The following is a 14,064-nucleotide window of genomic DNA, read 5'->3' as shown; positions in this document are numbered from 1 at the left end:
GGGGCCGGCAGGTTCAGCGGTCACGGGCTTCCTTGGCATCCATCTCTGCGTTGCGCTCGGCCACGCGTCTGCGCTGCTCTTCGGTCAGCTCTACCTTGCTGGCGGTGTCACGCAGCAGCATCAAGCCGCCGACGATGGAGCCGATGGCAACCACCAGAATCAACCAGGCATACCAGGGCATAGGATTCTCCTTGAGGGGGCGTGCTCCAGGCACGTGGATTCGTGCTGGAGTCAGTCTATGGTGCTTTGAGTCAAAGCACTTTGCGTGGGTTCCATTGTATGCCTGATCGTTCTGCCGGGTAGCGTTCCCATGTGCCGCAGAGCGGGGCGTCTGTCAGTACATGCTCGTCGACGCCCAGTGAGCCGGAGGCAGATGCAGCCCAGTTCCGGCCAGCCCCGCAAAATACCTGTCCGGTCGCTGTCTTGGGCCAGGCCATGCTTATAAAGCAGGCATATAGGGTGGTTAGCCAGGGCGAGCTCAAGAGAGGCGCCAGCGCTGCCGCCGGCATCACCCAGGCCTTGTGATGGCTCTGGTAAACGTCCTTGGGGTGAGTCTTTACGCTTTCTTTATGGGCCACCCACCCCGTCGCTCTCGTTCCTTTACAGGCAGCCTGCGGACAATGTCTGCATTCGCGGCAATCGCCGTACCTCGGAGACATTCCATGAACATTCTGGACGCGGTGTCGTTACTGCTTGCAGTGGGCCTGTTCGTTTACCTGCTGATTGCACTGTTGTGCGCGGATCGGAACTAGGAGCGACGGTGATGCACAGTTATGACTATTGGCTGATCCTCGCCTTCTTCGCGCTGGTGCTGGTGCCTGCGCCCTGGCTGGGACGCTTCTACTACAAAGTGATGGAAGGCCAGCGTACCTGGCTGACCCCGGTCCTGGGGCCGGTGGAACGTGTGTGCTACCGCATCGCCGGGGTCGATCCGCAACTGGAGCAGAGCTGGCAGAAGTACAGCCTGGCCTTGCTGGCGTTCAACCTCGCCGGGTTCGCCCTGTTGTTCTTCATCCTGCTGTTCCAGGACCACTTGCCCCTCAACCCGCAACACCTGCCGGGGCAGGAGTGGACCCTGGCTTTCAATACCGCGGTCAGCTTCATGACCAACACCAACTGGCAGGCCTACAGCGGCGAGGCATCCTTGAGCTACCTCAGCCAGATGGCCGGCCTGACCGTGCAGAACTTTGTCAGCGCGGCCACCGGCCTGGCGGTGCTGGTGGCCCTGTGCCGGGGTATTGGCCGACGCTCGGTACGCACCCTGGGCAACTTCTGGGCGGACATGACCCGTGCCACCCTCTACGGCCTGTTGCCGCTGTGCCTGCTGCTGGCCTTGCTGCTGGTCTGGCAGGGCGTGCCGCAGACGTTCGCTCACTATGTGGACGCCCTGACCGTGCAAGGTAACGACCAGGTGATTCCCCTGGGGCCAGCGGCCAGCCAGATCGCCATCAAGCAACTGGGTACCAACGGCGGTGGCTTCTTCGGGGTCAACTCGGCGCATCCGTTCGAGAACCCCACGGCCTGGAGCAACCTGTTCGAACTGGTCTCGATCATCCTGATCCCGGTGGCGCTGGTCTTCACCTTTGGCTATTACGTCAAGGACATGCGCCAGAGCCGGGCCATCATCGCCTGCATGCTGGCGTTGTTCCTGATTGGCGGCGCCACCTCGCTGTGGGCCGAATACCAACCCAACCCGGCATTGGCCAATCCGGCCGTGGAGCAGGCAGCGCCGCTGGAGGGCAAGGAGATGCGCTTCGGCACCACGGCCACGGTGCTGTGGTCGGTGACCACCACTGCCGCCTCCAACGGTTCGGTCAACGGCATGCACGACAGCCTCAACCCGCTGAGCGGCATGGTGGCGCTGATCAACATGATGGTGGGCGAGGTGATCTTCGGCGGTGTCGGCGCCGGGCTCTACGGCATGCTGCTCAATGTGCTGATCGCGGTATTCCTGGCCGGCCTGATGATCGGGCGCACGCCTGAGTACCTGGGCAAGAAGCTCCAGGCCAGGGAAGTGCAACTGCTGGTACTGACCCTGATGGTCATGCCCATCGGCGTGCTGGTGCTGGGGGCACTGGCCGCCAGCTTGCCAGGACCGGCCGGAGCCATCAGCAACCCTGGGCCCCACGGCTTCAGCCAACTGCTGTACGCCTACACCTCGGCCAGCGCCAACAATGGCTCGGCATTCGGTGGTTTTAGCGCCAACACCTCGTTTCATAACCTGATGCTGGGCCTGGGCATGCTGATCGGTCGCTTCGGCTACATCCTGCCGGTGCTGGCCCTGGCTGGCAGCCTGGCCCTGAAGAAACCCGCGCCTGTAGGCCAGAACAGCTTTCCCACCCATGGCCCACTGTTCGTGGCCTTGCTGACCATGACCATCCTGCTGGTAGGTGGCCTGACGTTCCTGCCGACCCTGGCGCTGGGCCCCATCGCCGAACAACTGAGCATGGGCTTCTGAGGATCTGATGATGAATATGCATGTTCCCGCCTCGAACAAGGTCGCCGATGCGGCGGCCAAGGCCAAGCACTCTTCTGCGCCGTCGTCGGCCACCAGCCTGTCCGCCCTGTGGCGCCCGGCGCTGGTCCAGGCTTTCGTCAAGCTCGACCCACGGCAACTGCAGCGCTCGCCGGTGATGCTGGTGGTGGAGCTGACCGCGATCCTCACCACTGTGCTGTGCTTGGTGCCCAACACCGCGGTGCCGACTTTCGTGGCCGCGCAGATCGCCCTGTGGCTGTGGTTCACCGTGTTGTTCGCCAACTTCGCCGAGGCCCTGGCCGAAGGGCGTGGCAAGGCTCGTGCCGACAGCCTCAAGGCCGGCAGCGAAGGCCTGAGCGCCCGGCGCAGGAGTGCTGATGGCAGCTTCCAGCTGGTGCCAGCGGCCAACCTGCGCAAAGGCGATGTGGTGCGGGTCGATGCCGGGGAAATGATCCCGGGCGACGGTGAAGTGATCGAAGGCATCGCCGCGGTCAACGAAGCGGCGATCACCGGGGAGTCGGCGCCGGTGATCCGCGAGTCCGGTGGCGATCGCTCGGCGGTGACCGGCAACACCCGGCTGGTGTCCGACTGGTTGCTGGTGCGTATCACCAGCAATCCCGGGGAGTCGACCCTGGACCGCATGATCGCCCTGGTGGAAGGCGCCAAGCGCCAGAAAACCCCCAATGAGGTGGCCCTGGACATCCTGCTGATCGGCCTGACCTTGATCTTCCTGCTGGTGGTGGTGACCCTGCAGCCGTTCGCCCATTTCGCCAATGGCAGCTTGCCGCTGGTGTTCCTGGTGGCACTGCTGGTGACGCTGATTCCGACCACCATCGGCGGCCTGCTGTCGGCCATTGGCATCGCCGGCATGGACCGCCTGGTACGCCTGAATGTCATCGCCAAGTCCGGGCGGGCGGTGGAAGCCGCCGGGGACGTGCATGTGTTGATGCTGGACAAGACCGGCACCATCACCTTCGGCAATCGCCGGTGCAGCGCCATCCACCCGGCCCCGGGCGTCAACGCCGGGGACATGGCCGAGGCCGCCTTGCTGGCATCCCTGGCCGACGACACGGCCGAAGGCAAGTCCATCGTCGAATACCTGCGCGAACTTTATCCACAGCCCGAGCCGGGCAGCGAGTTGCTGGTGGCCGTGCCTTTCAGCGCAGAGACCCGCTTGTCCGGGGTCGACTATCGCGGCCAGGCCTACCGCAAGGGGGCAGTGGACTCGGTGCTGGATTTCGTTGGCCTCAAGCGCGATGACCTGGCTCCGGCACTGGCCCGCGAGATCGACAAGATCGCCCAGAGCGGCGGCACTCCGCTGCTGGTCTGCGCCGCTGGCCGGTTGCTGGGCGCGATTCACCTCAAGGACGTGGTCAAGCCCGGTATCCGCGAGCGTTTCGCCGAGTTGCGCAAACTGGGGATCCGTACCGTGATGGTCACCGGCGACAACCCGCTGACGGCCGCGGCCATCGCCGCCGAAGCTGGGGTCGACGATGTGCTGGCCGAAGCCACGCCGGAGAAGAAGCTGGCGCGCATCCGCCACGAGCAGAATGACGGACGCCTGGTGGCCATGTGCGGCGACGGCGCCAACGATGCTCCGGCCCTGGCCCAGGCCGATGTCGGCATGGCCATGAACGACGGCACCCAGGCCGCTCGCGAGGCGGCCAACATGGTCGATCTGGACAGCGATCCGACCAAGCTGCTGGACGTGGTGCAGATCGGCAAGGAACTGTTGGTGACCCGTGGAGCCTTGACCACCTTTTCCATCGCCAACGACGTGGCCAAGTACTTCGCCATCCTGCCGGCCTTGTTCGCGGCGATTTATCCACAGCTGGGCGTGCTCAACATCATGCGCCTGGCCAGCCCGCAGAGCGCGATTCTCTCGGCGATCGTGTTCAACGCGCTGATCATCGTGGTGCTGATTCCCCTGGCCTTGCGCGGTGTACGGGTGCAGGCCGCGAGTGCCGCCCATCTGTTGCGGCGCAACCTGCTGATCTACGGCCTGGGCGGCATCGTGGTGCCCTTTGCCGGGATCAAGCTGATCGACATGCTGCTGACCGCCGCGCACCTGGTGTAGGCGGCCGGGATTGACCCATCGAGGATTGAGAAATGTCTAGCGTATTGCGTCCGGCCTTGAGCCTGATCGTGTTGATGACCCTGATCACCGGCGTGGCCTATCCGCTGGTGGTCACTGGAGTGGCCCAGGTCGCGTTCGCGGACCAGGCCAATGGCAGCCTGGTCCGCGATGACAGCGGCAAGGTGCGGGGCTCGGCCCTGATCGCCCAGGACTTTGTCGGTGATGCCTGGTTCCACCCGCGCCCCTCCGCAGGTGCCTTTGCCACGGTGGCCAGCGGGGCCAGCAACCTGGCACCGAGCAATCCGGCGCTGGCGACCCGGGTGATCGAAGATGCCAACAAGCTCTTGGTGCCCGGGCAGGGCCCGGTGCCCCTGGCGTTGCTGACCACTTCCGGCAGCGGCCTGGATCCGCACTTGCCACCGCAGGCGATTGACTATCAACTGGCGCGAGTTGCAGTGGCACGCAACCTGCCAGCCGACCGGCTCCGAGCCTTGGTGGCAGAGCACACCGAGCGGCCGCTGATCGGCCCGCCGGTGGTCAATGTGCTGGCCCTGAACCTGGCCCTGGAGCGGCTGTAATCTGGCGAGCCTTAAAAAAGCCCCGAAAGGGGCTTTTGCGATGCTCGAGCCCCAAGGAGTGACGATTGAAACCCATTGTCTTGTCGCAGAGAGATGCCCCATGAGTGATTCCGGTCGCGCCGACGCGCTGCTTGCCGAGCTGCCCCGGGACGGGCGTGGCCGGCTCAAGGTCTTTCTCGGCGCCGCGCCCGGGGTCGGCAAGACCTACGCCATGCTCCAGGCCGCCCATACTCAGATGCGCCAGGGCGTCAAGGTCCTGGCCGGGGTGGTGGAGACCCACGGACGGGCCGAGACCGAGGCACTGCTGGGCGGCTTGCCGCAACAGCCCCTGCTGCGCTCGGAATACCGTGGGGTGCTGCTGGAGGAGATGGACCTGGACGGCTTGCTCAAGGCCCGGCCCAAGCTGGCGCTGGTGGACGAGTTGGCCCACAGCAACGCCCCGGGCAGCCGCCATGCCAAGCGCTGGCAGGACATCCAGGAGCTGCTGGCGGCGGGTATCGACGTGTTCACCACGGTCAATGTCCAGCACCTGGAGAGCCTCAATGACCAGGTGCGCGGCATCACCGGGGTCCAGGTCCGCGAGACCTTGCCCGACTGGGTGCTGCAGGAGGCCTATGAATTGCAACTGGTGGACCTGCCGCCCCGGGAGCTGCTGGAGCGCCTGCGCGATGGCAAGGTCTATGTGCCTGAGCAGGCCCGGGCGGCCATCGATGCCTTCTTCAGCCAGACCAACCTCACGGCCCTGCGCGAGTTGGCGATGCAGACCGCGGCGGCCCAGGTGGATAACGACCTGGCCCAGGGTTATCGCCGCCTCGGGCAAGCGGCACCGGCGGTGCGCGGGCGGCTGTTGGTGGGCGTCGACGGTGATCTCCAGGCCGAACGCCTGGTGCGCCATGCCAGCCGGGTCGCACAGCGTCGGCATTTGCCCTGGAGCCTGGTGCATGTGGATAACGGCCGTCTTGGCGACGAACAGTCGCGCTTGCGTCTGCAGGCGGCCCAGCAACTGGCCGAGCGCCTGGGCGGGGAGGTGGTCCTGCTGCGGGCGGGCGAGGTGGCCAAGACCCTGATCCAGCACGCTAACGAGCGGCGGGCCAGCCTGTTGCTGGTGGGGCAGTCGAGCCGTCGCTGGCGCCGGCGCTGGTTCGGCGGCGGGCTGGCGGCACGTTTGCTGCGCAACGCCGATGGCCTGGAAATCAATGTCCTGGACAGCGAGCCATTGCCTAGCCAGCCGAGGTTGCGAGTCAAGCATCCGCTGGTGTGGTTCGACTATGCCCTGGCGCTGTTGGCGACTTTGTTGGCCAGTGCCCTGGCCTGGGGCGTGGCTGGAATCCTGGCGCTGCCGAACATCTCCCTGGTATTTCTCGCCGCAGTGCTGCTGGTGGCGGTGCGCAGCAGCCTGGGGCCGGCCCTGGCCTGCGCCGCGCTGTCGTTCCTGAGTTACGACTTCCTGTTCATCCCGCCGAACTTCTCCCTTTCCATCCAGCGCGAAGAAGACGTGCTGACCCTGCTGTTCTTCCTGCTGATGGCCGCGCTCACCGGTAACCTCGCGGCCCGCCAGCGCCGGCAGTTGCAGGCACTGCGCGATACCCAGGAGGAAACCGGCGAGCTGCTGGACCTGTCGCGCAAACTCACGGCTGCCACCGATCGGCAGGCGGTGATCAGCGCTGCGATCCAGCACCTGAACGGGCGCGAGGAGTTGCGTATCTGTTTGTTCAACCGCGATGAGCAAGGTGCGTGGAAGGTCGAGAGTGGTGGCACCCAGCAACTCTCCGAAGCCGAGCGAGCCGCGGCCGATTGGGCCTGGCAGCACGATCAACCTGCGGGGTTGGGCACTGGGACCTTGCCTTTTGGCCGTTGGTGGTGGTGGCCGCTGTCAGTGGATGACGGCCCCTTGGGCCTATTGGGTGTGTGTCCCAGGGAGGGCGCGGTCTTCAGTGATCAACGTCGGCGCTTGCTCACCGCGCTCAGCCAGCCGTTGGCCCAGGCCCTGGCCCGGGCGCGCCTGGCCGAGGACCTGGAGGCGGCGCGCTTGCACGGCGAAACCGAGCAACTGCGCAGCGCCTTGCTGGCCTCTGTGTCCCACGACTTGCGCACTCCGCTGACGTCGATGCGCGGCAGCATCGATAGCCTGTTGGCCTTGGGCGAGGCGATTCCCCTGGAGGATCGCAGGGAACTGCTGGAGGGCACCCGGGATGAAGCCGAGCGCCTGGATCGATATATCCAGAACCTGCTGGACATGACCCGGCTTGGCCATGGCGCCTTGAAGCTGGCCCGCGACTGGGTCACCCCGGCGGATATCGTCGGCAGCGCGCTCAATCGCCTGCGGGTGGTGCTGGCGCCGTTGCAGGTCAGTACGCAGTTGCCCCAGGATCTTCCGCTGCTGTATGTACACGCGGCGCTGATCGAACAGGCCCTGGTCAATGTGCTGGAGAATGCGGCGCGTTTTTCCCCGGTTCATGGCCGCCTGCACCTGGCGGTTCGCGCCGACGAGCAGGCGCTGAGTTTCGCTGTGAGCGACGAGGGGCCGGGTATTCCCGAAGAGGAGCGGGCGAAGATCTTCGACATGTTCTACACCGCCGCCAGGGGCGATCGGGGCGGCCAGGGTACGGGCCTGGGGCTGGCGATCTGCAAGGGCATGGTGGGGGCCCATGGCGGGCACATCAGTGTCGCCGATGGCATCGATGGGAAGGGCACCTGTATCACCCTGTACCTGCCCTTGCAGGCCCAGCCGGAACTCGAGGGTGAGCTGTGACGCGATCGGTGGCAGGGGCGAGGGCTCCTGCAAAAGCCCTCTGGAGGAGATTGGCGTTGCGCTACTCTCTTGTCTCTTATTTGTCTTGAACTGAACCCATGAGCCAGACCGCGACCATCCTGGTCATCGACGACGAGCCGCAGATCCGCAAATTCCTGCGCATCAGCCTGGCGTCCCAAGGATACAAAGTGATTGAAGCCGGCACCGGTACCGAGGGCCTCGCCCAGGCGGCGTTGAACAAGCCGGACCTGCTGGTGCTCGACCTGGGGTTGCCGGACATGGATGGCCAGCAGGTGCTGCGCGAGTTTCGCGAGTGGTCGGCGGTACCGGTGCTGGTGCTCTCGGTGCGGGCCAGCGAGTTGCAGAAGGTCGAAGCCCTGGACGGCGGGGCCAACGACTATGTCACCAAGCCGTTCGGTATCCAGGAGTTCCTGGCTCGCATACGCGCCCTGTTGCGCCAGGCACCGTCGGGAGAAGTCCAGGAAGCGGCGTTGCAGGTGGGGCCCTTGACGGTCGACCTGGCGTACCGCCGGGTCTTGCTCGAGGACGTGGAAGTGGCCCTGACACGCAAGGAATATGCGGTATTGGCCCAGCTGGCCCGCCACCCGGGGCGGGTGATCACCCAGCAGCAACTGCTCAAGGACATCTGGGGGCCGACCCATACCGAGGACAGTCATTACCTGCGGATCGTGGTCGGGCACCTGCGCCAGAAGCTCGCAGACGATCCGACCCGGCCGCGTTTTATCGTCACCGAGGCCGGGGTCGGTTATCGCTTGTTGACGGGCGAAGCTTGACCTAGAGCTGCTCCTGTTCGTAGCGGTCGAGGGTGTCGCTGGCGATTTCCCGACCCAGGGCGATCAGCTCCGGCGCCTTGTAGAATTCGAAGAAACGACACACCCGCTTGGGTACGTTGATCAGGATATCCGGCGGGTAGCCGGCGATCTTGTACTGGGCCAGGGACGTCTGCATGACTTCGAAGCTCTGGTTGACCAGGTCCAGCAGCGAGGCGGGGCCGACGTTATCGACGATGAACGAGCCGCTGGCCGACCTGGGGGCACCGTCGGTTTCCGGGGCCGCGGCGGGCTGTTGGGACTCAGGTTCGGCGCCTTCGACCCAGGGATTGATCTGCGCCGCATCGCTTCTAAATGCCTCTTGCTCCAGCAACAACAGTTGCTCGGCCTGCTTGCGCCGGAATGGCAGGCGCGAGCCCAACGAGTTGATCAGGCTGTCGAAGCGGCTCTTGAAGGCTGGGGGGCGCTGGATCACCGGCAACTGATAGTGCCGCTGGTTGGTGGAGTTGAGATTGACCGCGATGATCAGGTCGCAGTGGCTGGACACCACCGGAACGATCGGCAGCGGGTTGAGCAGGCCGCCGTCCACCAGCATGCGATTGCCCTGCATCACCGGGGTGAACAGGCTGGGAATTGCTGCCGAGGCGCGCATGGCTTGATGCAGGCAGCCTTCCTGGAACCAGATTTCCTGCTGGTTGGTCAGGTCGGTGGCAACCGCGGTGTAGGGAATGCGCAAGTCTTCGATGTTCACGTCACCGACGATCTTGCGAATCTGCCCGAAGACTTTTTCGCCGCGAATGGCTCCCAGGCGAAAGCTCACATCCACCAGGCGCAGTACGTCGAGGTAATCCAGGCTTTCGATCCACTGGCGGTACTGCGCGAGCTTGCCGGCCGAGTAGATACCGCCTACCACGGCGCCCATGGAGCAGCCAGCGATACAGGCAATTTCATAACCGCGCTTCTCGATTTCCTCGATCACCCCGATATGGGCGTACCCGCGGGCACCTCCCGAGCCGAGGACCAGTGCGACACGTTTGTTCATGATCTGTCCTTTCGCCAAGCAGGTTGCAACAATGCACCCATAGCGGCCCGGGGTTCAATCGTCGATGTGCCTGCAGGGGCGCTCGGTATTTTTCCAGTGCCTGGCTGGCCGCACGGATAGACTGGCGCGGCTATATTTTCCAGAAGATGGGCCTGGCACTTTTTCCTGCGGTCGCCGTCTTACCCTGTACGACTGTTTTCCATTCCTGAGGTGTCATTGATGAAAGCCTGGATCTGCTTGCCCCTGATTGCACTGGCGTTGACCGGTTGCGCAGGCAAGACTGCCTACCGTGATAGCTGCGGCACGCAGCTGGATGCCGCCTGGCATGAGCTGGACCTGGCCAAGGCCGAGGGTTTCGCCGGCACCGTGAGCTACTCCAAGGCACTGTCGTTGCTGACGGGTGCCAAGACCCAGCAGCAATTCGAAGCCTTCGAAGGGTGCACCAACAAGGCCGAGAAGGCGCGCTTCTACATTCGTGAGTCTCGCGCCGGGCGTTAAATCGCCATACGCGTTACGCTGAAACGGTAATACGGGGATCGCGGGTCGATGAACTGGCATTGGGCTGGTCATCGGCCCGCGATGCCGTTCAGGGGAACGGCAGTGCGCTGCCGGATGGGTGTCGTGCTTGGGGGAATCCTTGATGTCTGCCTTGATCGATCGATTGGTGGCTCAGATCCTGAGCCTGGATGTGAACTTGCTGGCGTGCCAGGCTCGCTTGGCCGCAGCTACGGATGGCGAGGCCCTGCATGACCTGCGTGTCGGCGTACGGCGCTTGCGCAGCCTGTTGCGACCTTTGCGTGGTTTGCCGGGTGTCGAGCAGTTGGAGGGCGCGGCCAGTGAAGTCGGACGCGTGACCACGCCGATCCGTGATCGCGAGGTGCTGGCGGCTTATTTGCATCAGCATGGCCAGCATGCGCCTGCCGATCGGCGCACCGCGCAATTGCAAGGCGAGTATGCCGCGGTGGCCAGTGGGCCGGAGCTGGCGCAGCTGTTGATGGTACTGGATGCGTTTCCGCGCTTTCTCAGGGCCGCCCAGCATCAAGGACTGTTGGGTGGCTTGCGCCAGCGCATCGAAAAACGCCTGGCCAAGCAGTGGCGGATCTTGGGCGACGCGCTGCAGGACCCGGCCCATGATCGCCATCGCTTGCGGCTGCTGATCAAGCGCGTGCGTTATGGCGCAGATGCCTATCCCGACTTGGCGCGCTTGCCTGCCAAGGCCGTCAAGCGGCTGAAGGAGGCCCAGGCAGTGCTGGGGGACTGGCACGATTGCTGGCAATGGCTAGCTCAGGCCGAGCATGAGTTGGATCTCTTGCCCTGCATGGCCGTATGGCGGCGCACCATGCTCAAGGCCGAGGCCCGCTCCGATCAGGTACTGGACAAGCTATGCGCTGATTGCTTCCAGGGGTGAGCCGCCAGGTTGCGGCTTTTCTGTCCGCTGCTTTGGCCGGAATAGGCGCTGTGTGCATCCGTGACGCTGGTTAACATCCCCTGTCTTCTTTCTCCATCGAGGTTTTCATGCGTTTCCACGATTTGCTCGAAGCTGTCCGCAACCAGCCACAGGCGCTGGTCATTCCGGCGCAATGGGCCCAAGGGCGTGCCAGCTTCGGTGGCCTGGTGGTCGCCTTGCAGTATCAAGCGATGCGGGCCAAGGTCCCGGCGGATCGCCCCGTGCGCTCCCTGGCGGTGACGTTCGTCGGTCCGGTGGCTCCCGAAGTGCCGGTGAGTTTCGAAGTGGATGTGCTGCGTGAGGGCAAGGCGGTCAGCCAGGTCCTGGGGCGGGTGATGCAGGAAGGCCAGGTCGTGACCCTGGTGCAAGGCAGCTTCGGCGCCTCACGTGAGTCGGTGGTGAGTGTCGAGGCCTTGCCGGCGCCCGAAATGAAGCACTGGGACGATTGCCAGGAATTGCCCTATATCCCGGGCGTGACCCCGGAGTTCATGCGTCATCTGGCGATGCGCTGGAGTATCGGCGGCATGCCTTTCACCGGCAATCGCTCCCGGGACATGGGAGGCTGGGTGCGCCTGCGCGGTGACGTGAAGGAGGAGCCGGTGACCGAGGCGCACATCCTGGCGTTGGTGGATGCCTGGCCACCCGCCCTGTTGCCGCACCTGAGCAAACCCGCGGCCGGCAGCACCCTGACCTGGACGATCGAGTTCGTCCAGCCGTTGCTGGAGCTCAGTACGCTGGACTGGTGCAAGTATCGGGTAGACATCGAGCATGCTCGCGATGGCTATGGTCACGCTGCTGCGGCGTTGTGGAGCGCCCAGGGCCAGTTGATCGCCCTGAGCCGGCAGACGGTGACCATTTTCGCCTGAGGTCAGTGTCGGTGGCGCTGCAGCCAGGCACGCCACCAGGCGCCGGTGAGGACAAAGCGTGGAAAAGTCACGAATTGTTCTGTCAGCAGGCGTTGTATTGCATCTTGGCGATCACTGAAGGGCTCGGAGGCCTGTGCCTCCAGGCTGTGGCCGTGGCGTTGCAGGCCCAGGGCCGCCAGGATGCCCACTACTCCGATGGCCAGGCTCGCCAGGCTCAGGGAAAACACCCCTGAGACAATGAGCAGGAAACCGACGATGAACAGCGGTACGGCAATCAGGTGCAATACCAGGTTGGTCGGATGCTGGTGGCTGTGTGGGTAGACTCGCCATTGCCAGGCGGGAAGGTTGGGGTGGCGTTGGCCCATGATGATCATCCTTAGTGTCTGGAAACTCATGGACCAAGGATAGGGCGCGGGCCGCCCGGCGACGAATCAAGGCTGGCTATCGGCTCGATAGCACAACCGCGGGGCTCTGGGAGAGAGGGGGGTGAGCAGGCCTCACCCCTTGGCAGGTGGCGTCGATTCAGAGCTTGAGCTGGCCGATGGCCTTGCTCAGTTCGCCGGCGAGGGTGGCCAGTTCGCTGCTGGTCGTCGCAGAGGCGACAGTCTGTTGCACTGTGTTCTCGGTCACGTCGCGGATGCTGACCACTGCACGGTTCATTTCCTCCGCCACCTGGCTCTGCTGTTCCGCAGCGACGGCAATCTGGGTGTTGCTCTCGCGCATCTGGGCAACAGCACCAGTGATTTCCTCCAGGGCAGCGCCAGCCTCCTGGGCCTGCTGTACGCAGTCATCGGCCTTGAATGAGCTTTCCTGCATGAAGTCCACGGCATCGCGGGTGCCGGCCTGGAGGGCGGAGACCATGCTGGTGATTTCGTCAGTAGAGGTCTGCACGCGCTTGGCCAGGTTTCGTACTTCGTCGGCCACCACGGCGAAGCCCCGGCCCATCTCGCCGGCCCGGGCGGCTTCGATGGCGGCGTTGAGGGCCAGCAGGTTGGTTTGCTCGGCGATGCTGTGGATAACGTTGACCACGCCGTTGATCTTCTGGCTGTCCTCGGCCAGCTTCTGGATCATCTCGGCGGTCTGCTGCACGCCGTTGGACAGCCCGGCGATGGACTTCTGTACCCGGCCCACCACTTCATGCCCAGTGCCGGCCAGGGTGTCCGCAGTTTGCGAGAGGTCCCGAGTCGCGCCCGCATGCTGGGCGATATGGTAGACAGTGGCGGACATTTCATTGATGGCCGTCGCGGCCTGGTCGGTTTCGCTTTGCTGGCCGAGCATGCCGTGGCGCACATCATTCATGCTCGAAGCCAGGCGTGCGGCCCCCTGGTCGAGTTGGCGGGCAGTGTTGGCCACGGTATTCACCACTCGCTGGTAGCCGGCCTGCATGGCGTTGAAGGCACTGGCCATCTGACCCACTTCGTCCTTGCAGGACAGCGGTACCCGGGCCGCCAGATCGCCGGTCTTTTCTACATGCAGCATCACGTCCTTCAGGGTATTGAGCTGGCTGAGAAGGAAGCGGATCAGCAACTGCGAAGCGCAGAGCATGGCGAACATCAGGATGAATACGGCGACCGCATAGTTGGTGAAGCGATCGCTGAAAACCTGGGCGAGGCTGGGCGTATGGGCCACCACCGCGATTTGCTGGCCATCGGCACGACTGATGACTTCGGCGCCCAGCAACGGATTTTCGCCAAACAATGGCAGGTGGTTGAGCTGGACCCAACCATTGGCGCCGTTCAGTTGCGGAAGGGGCTGGTCGTTCAGGGTTGGTGTCTGTCCACGGGAGAAATACACCAGGTTCTCGGCGCTGGGCAGCGCTGTGCCAGCAGGCCAGGCATCGAGCAGGCGAGCTTGAGCCTGAGCCGCCACCTGGGCGTTCTGGCCGCGGGCCTGCTGTTCCAGTTGTACTGCATACAGCACCAGCAACAAGGTGGTGACGAAGGCGACCGCATTGACCGCCCAGAATTTGTATTTCAGCGAGATATTGCTAAGCCAGGCACCCATAGAAGGTCTTCTCTGATTGAGCGGAATAGTA

The 14,064-nt window shown here is 64.3% G+C and carries 13 protein-coding genes; 9 read left to right on the top strand and 4 right to left on the bottom strand.

What is annotated here, in order from left to right; all coding sequences use genetic code 11:
- Nucleotides 1-13 precede the first annotated feature (13 nt).
- On the bottom strand, nt 14-181 hold the full coding sequence (locus tag I9018_RS22550; RefSeq protein WP_068581781.1) for a DUF2897 family protein: 168 nt from the start codon (nt 179-181) through the stop codon (nt 14-16).
- A 481-nt stretch (nt 182-662) separates the two neighbouring features.
- Here I9018_RS22550 and kdpF point away from each other — a divergent pair, with 481 nt between their 5' ends.
- The 6 genes from kdpF (at nt 663) to I9018_RS22520 (ending at nt 8,677) form a co-directional block, all read left to right on the top strand.
- Entirely contained in the window at nt 663-752 is a 90-nt protein-coding gene (gene kdpF / locus I9018_RS22545; protein ID WP_058435663.1) for a K(+)-transporting ATPase subunit F, read from the top strand.
- A gap of 11 nt (nt 753-763) precedes the next feature.
- Entirely contained in the window at nt 764-2,458 is a 1,695-nt protein-coding gene (gene kdpA / locus I9018_RS22540; RefSeq protein WP_241107551.1) for a potassium-transporting ATPase subunit KdpA, read from the top strand.
- Nucleotides 2,459-2,468: 10 nt separating this feature from the next.
- A complete protein-coding gene (gene kdpB, locus I9018_RS22535) occupies nt 2,469-4,553 on the top strand; it encodes a potassium-transporting ATPase subunit KdpB (protein ID WP_241107550.1) in 2,085 nt (694 codons plus the stop codon).
- A 32-nt stretch (nt 4,554-4,585) separates the two neighbouring features.
- Nucleotides 4,586-5,131 (top strand): potassium-transporting ATPase subunit KdpC, encoded by a 546-nt coding sequence (kdpC, locus tag I9018_RS22530; RefSeq protein WP_241107549.1) that lies wholly within the window; start codon nt 4,586-4,588, stop codon nt 5,129-5,131.
- Nucleotides 5,132-5,231: 100 nt separating this feature from the next.
- Nucleotides 5,232-7,883 (top strand): sensor histidine kinase KdpD, encoded by a 2,652-nt coding sequence (locus tag I9018_RS22525; RefSeq protein WP_068581768.1) that lies wholly within the window; start codon nt 5,232-5,234, stop codon nt 7,881-7,883.
- Nucleotides 7,884-7,981: 98 nt separating this feature from the next.
- Complete coding sequence (locus I9018_RS22520; protein ID WP_068581766.1) at nt 7,982-8,677, top strand: response regulator; 696 nt, start codon at nt 7,982-7,984, stop codon at nt 8,675-8,677.
- Nucleotide 8,678: 1 nt separating this feature from the next.
- On the opposite strand, the gene I9018_RS22515 is transcribed toward I9018_RS22520, so the two are convergent.
- Nucleotides 8,679-9,716, bottom strand: coding sequence for a patatin-like phospholipase family protein (locus tag I9018_RS22515; protein ID WP_241107548.1), 1,038 nt, complete (start codon nt 9,714-9,716; stop codon nt 8,679-8,681).
- Between the two features lie 219 nt (nt 9,717-9,935).
- On the opposite strand from I9018_RS22515, the gene I9018_RS22510 reads away from it, so the two are divergent.
- The 3 genes from I9018_RS22510 (at nt 9,936) to I9018_RS22500 (ending at nt 12,029) form a co-directional block, all read left to right on the top strand.
- Complete coding sequence (locus I9018_RS22510; RefSeq protein WP_068581760.1) at nt 9,936-10,214, top strand: hypothetical protein; 279 nt, start codon at nt 9,936-9,938, stop codon at nt 10,212-10,214.
- Nucleotides 10,215-10,356: 142 nt separating this feature from the next.
- Entirely contained in the window at nt 10,357-11,124 is a 768-nt protein-coding gene (locus I9018_RS22505; protein WP_241107547.1) for a CHAD domain-containing protein, read from the top strand.
- A 107-nt stretch (nt 11,125-11,231) separates the two neighbouring features.
- Nucleotides 11,232-12,029 carry a thioesterase family protein gene (locus I9018_RS22500; protein WP_241107546.1) on the top strand — a complete coding sequence of 266 codons (798 nt, stop codon included), beginning with the start codon at nt 11,232-11,234 and terminating at the stop codon, nt 12,027-12,029.
- A 2-nt stretch (nt 12,030-12,031) separates the two neighbouring features.
- Here I9018_RS22500 and I9018_RS22495 read toward each other — a convergent pair whose 3' ends face one another.
- Nucleotides 12,032-12,394, bottom strand: a complete 363-nt coding sequence (locus tag I9018_RS22495; RefSeq protein ID WP_068581797.1) for a terminase — start codon at nt 12,392-12,394, stop codon at nt 12,032-12,034.
- Between the two features lie 157 nt (nt 12,395-12,551).
- Entirely contained in the window at nt 12,552-14,033 is a 1,482-nt protein-coding gene (locus I9018_RS22490) for a methyl-accepting chemotaxis protein (protein WP_124348236.1), read from the bottom strand.
- Nucleotides 14,034-14,064 lie beyond the last annotated feature (31 nt).

Origin of the sequence: Pseudomonas sp. MPFS (genome assembly GCF_022537035.1) — a bacterium.
Taxonomy (GTDB): Bacteria; Pseudomonadota; Gammaproteobacteria; order Pseudomonadales; family Pseudomonadaceae; genus Aquipseudomonas; species Aquipseudomonas sessilinigenes.
Note: the sequence above shows the minus strand (reverse complement) of the source record. Positions and strands in the feature narration are given on the sequence as shown.